2 protein-coding genes are annotated in these 2,789 nt (G+C 61.8%); both read right to left on the bottom strand.

Annotated features, from left to right (window positions below; all coding sequences use genetic code 11):
* The coding region (ligA, locus tag ACXRVY_RS22925; protein WP_458238319.1) for an NAD-dependent DNA ligase LigA at positions 1–2,332 on the bottom strand (2,332 nt) is incomplete at its 3' end.
* Positions 2,333–2,418: 86 nt separating this feature from the next.
* On the bottom strand, positions 2,419–2,789 hold a 371-nt coding region (locus tag ACXRVY_RS22920), incomplete at its 5' end, for a group II intron maturase-specific domain-containing protein (protein ID WP_458238318.1).

The following is a 2,789-nucleotide window of genomic DNA, read 5'->3' as shown; positions in this document are numbered from 1 at the left end:
ATGTTTCAACAAACGCCTCTTCATCCAGCACTTTCAGCCCCAGCTCATTGGCCTTGGTCAACTTCGACCCGGCACCCGGCCCAGCCACCACGCAATGGGTCTTGGCCGACACCGAGCCCGCTACCTTGGCCCCCAGGCTTTCAAGTTTGTCCTTGGCCACATCGCGGCTCATCAGCTCCAGCGAGCCGGTCAGCACCCAGGTCTGCCCGGCCAGCGGCAAGCCTTCGACGACCTTCTTCTCGCTCTGCCAGTGCATGCCGAAATCGGCCAGTTGTTTCTCGGCCGCTTCGGCCAATTGGCGATTTTCTTCGACCGCAAAGAACTCGCGCACCGAATTGGCCTGTTTCTCTGGCAGCGCCTGACGCATGTCCAGCCAATCTGCACTGATCACCGCCTGCAGCGAGCCGAACTTGTCTGCCAGTTTCTGCGCCCCGCCCGGACCGACCGACGGAATATGCAGCTTGTCGAGGAAACCGCCCAACGTGGTGCTCGCGGCAAATTCGGCACCCAACTCGCCCTGATCCTGAATCTGCATGCCATGCCTGAGCAAATCGGCGATCACCTGCCGGTTATGCGCGTCCTCGAAGAAACTGTGGATCTCGTACGCGACTTCCAGCCCGACGTCCGGCAAGTACGTCAGCACCTGTGGCAAGGCCTGCTGCACCCGTTCCAGCGAGCCCAGGGAGCGCGCCAGGACCTTGGCCGTCTCCTCGCCGACATCGGGAATCCCGAGGGCGTAGATGAACCGCGCCAGGCTCGGCTTCTTGCTGTCTTCGATGGCGCCGAGCAGGTTCTTGCTCGACAGCTCGGCAAAGCCTTCCAGGTCGACGATCTGCTCGAAAGTCAGGGCGTACAGATCGGCCGGCGAACTCACCAGGCCTTCGTCGACCAGTTGCTCGACGCTCTTCTCGCCCAGGCCTTCGATGTCCATGGCGCGACGGGAAACGAAGTGAATGATGGCCTGCTTGAGTTGTGCGCCGCAGGCCAGGCGACCGACGCAGCGATACACCGCACCTTCGCTGACTGTCTCGCGACCCTTGCTGCGCTTGATCAGCTGCGTGCGCTCGACATGGGAACCGCACACCGGGCACTGCTCGGGAATCTGCACCGGCCGGGCGTTTTCCGGACGACGCTCCATGACCACTTGAACCACTTGCGGAATCACGTCACCGGCGCGGCGGATGATCACCGTGTCGCCGATCATCAGGCCCAGACGCGCGACTTCGTCCATGTTGTGCAGCGTGGCGTTGGCCACCGTGACACCCGCGACCTTGACCGGTTTCAGACGCGCCACCGGCGTCACCGCCCCGGTGCGGCCGACCTGAAACTCCACATCGAGCAGTTCGGTGAGTTCTTCCATTGCCGGGAATTTGTGGGCGATGGCCCAACGCGGCTCACGGGCGCGAAAACCCAGTTCGCGCTGGGAGGCAATGCTGTTGACCTTGAACACCACGCCGTCGATTTCATACGGCAGCGCACTACGACGCTCACCGATGTCGCGGTAGTAATCCAGGCACTCGGCGATGCCGTGCGCCAGTTTCAGCTCATGGCTGATCGGCATGCCCCAGGCCTGGAGTTGCTGCAAATTGCCGATGTGCGTATCGGCAATGTCCGCCGACACCTGGCCGATACCGTAGCAGCAGAATTCCAATGGGCGATTGGCGGTGATCTTCGAATCCAGCTGGCGCAAACTGCCCGCCGCTGCATTGCGCGGGTTGGCGAAGGTCTTGCCGCCGACTTCCAGCTGCGTGGCGTTGAGCCGTTCGAAACCGGCCTTGGACATGAACACTTCGCCGCGCACTTCCAGGGTCGCCGGCCAACCGGTGCCGTGCAGCTTGAGCGGGATGTTGCGTACGGTGCGCACGTTGACGCTGATGTCTTCGCCGGTGGTGCCATCGCCGCGGGTCGCGCCGCGCACCAGGACGCCATCCTGATACAGCAGGCTGACGGCCAGGCCATCGAGCTTGGGCTCACAGCTGTACTCGACTGTCGCGCCGCCACCGAACAGGTCGCCGGCCGGCAGGTCCAGGCCTTCGGTCACCCGGCGGTCGAACTCACGCATGTCGGTTTCTTCGAAGGCGTTGCCGAGGCTGAGCATCGGCACTTCGTGACGCACCTGGGTAAACGCCGACAGCGCTGCGCTGCCCACTCGCTGGGTTGGCGAGTCACTGGTGATCAGTTCTGGATTGGCCGCTTCCAGAGTCTTGAGCTCGTTGAACAAGCGGTCGTATTCGGCGTCCGGAATGCTCGGCTCGTCGAGCACGTGGTAACGATAGTTGTGCTGATCCAGCTCAGCGCGCAGCTCTAAAATACGGTTCTTGGCGGCGGTCATGGGTGTTCTCTCATAATCGAGTAGGAGGCGGATTTACATCCGCCGTCCTCTCACACCACCGTACGTACGGTTCCGTATACGGCGGTTCAGGTTAAGCGGTTAAGCCGGGTTATCGTGTCCAGTATTGAGACCAGCCCGAGTCGATCCCAGAGTTTCTTCGGCAGCGCCTGATTCATATGGGGTGCTCCCGAATTCCACCAAGGGCCTCGACCGTTGAATGCTGAGTGACAAGCACGGGCTTCGTTGAGCCCTAGACGCATCAAGTTGCGCGCCCTCGTCGAGGGCTGCTTCCATTGGCGCCAGATGATACAGCGAAGTTTGTGACGCACCCAGCCATCAAGATACTCAAGTGGCCGCTTGCTCTGACTCAGCTTGAAGTAGCCAGCCCAACCRCGCAGTACGGGGTTTATCCGCTCGATGACGCTCGCCACTTTGTGGCTTCGCGTTGTGCGCAGCA

Source organism: Pseudomonas sp. P5_A2_2, from assembly GCF_054177685.1.
This window is presented reverse-complemented; position numbering and strand designations above follow the sequence as displayed.